Origin of the sequence: Actinotalea sp. C106 (assembly GCF_023630195.1) — a bacterium.
Taxonomy (GTDB): Bacteria; Actinomycetota; Actinomycetes; order Actinomycetales; family Cellulomonadaceae; genus Actinotalea.
In genome coordinates, this window is record NZ_JALPKN010000581.1 from 1 (window position 1) to 796 (window position 796).

At 74.5% G+C, this 796-nt stretch carries 2 protein-coding genes; both read left to right on the forward strand.

Annotated features, from left to right (window positions below):
- The first annotated feature begins 96 nt into the window (after positions 1 to 96).
- Positions 97 to 519, forward strand: a complete 423-nt coding sequence (locus tag L0B03_RS18605; protein ID WP_250448588.1) for an OsmC family protein — start codon at positions 97 to 99, stop codon at positions 517 to 519.
- A gap of 58 nt (positions 520 to 577) precedes the next feature.
- Positions 578 to 796 (forward strand): hypothetical protein (locus tag L0B03_RS18610; RefSeq protein WP_374205035.1); only part of this gene is annotated, 219 nt, incomplete at its 3' end.

Genomic DNA, 796 nt, shown 5'->3' on the forward strand with positions numbered 1-796 from the left:
GATCCGACTTCGGGTCCTGACGGCGGCGGGTGCGACGGCGCCCCGCACGCCGGCGTGCAGCAGGGCCCGGAGGCCCGCGGGGTGCGAGGATCAGGCATGAGCACCTCCACGCACCGGCATGTCGAGCTCGAGCGGGTCGAGACGGGCACCTACCGCGCGACCAACGAGCGAGGCGGGACCCTGCAGATGGGCACCGGCTCGACCTCCGAGTTCACCCCCGTCGAGCTGCTCCTCGCGGCGATCGCGGGCTGCTCGGCGGTCGACGTCGACGCGCTGACGAGCCGGCGCGCCGAGCCCACCACCTTCCGGGCCACGGTCGGGGCCGAGAAGATCCGCGACGACTCGGGCAACATCCTGCGGGACATCGAGCTGACCTTCACGATCGCCTTCCCCGATGGTGAGGACGGGGACGCCGCCCGCGCGGCCCTGCCCCGGGCCCTGCAGGTGTCCCACGACCGCGCGTGCACCGTCTCGCGCACGGTCGAGGCGGGGGTGCCGGTGACGGTGCGCACCACCTGAGGGCCCCGGCCTGCGTGCTGGGTCGTTCCCCGGACCGGCGGTGCGAGAGAATCCTCCGGTGACTTCACAGACCGACCGCCCTGCCCAGCCCGTCAGCCCCACGACCGACCACGGTCGTCTCTCGATGCCCCCCGGGTGGTCGGCCGCTGCCCCGTCGGCCACCGAGGTGCCCGAGCTGACGGCGTTGCTGCGTCGTCACGAGCTCACGGCCCGCGGGCGGGCGGCAGCCAGCGAGCTCGACGTCGAGACCGCCGTCGCCGGGCAGGGACGTGAGCTG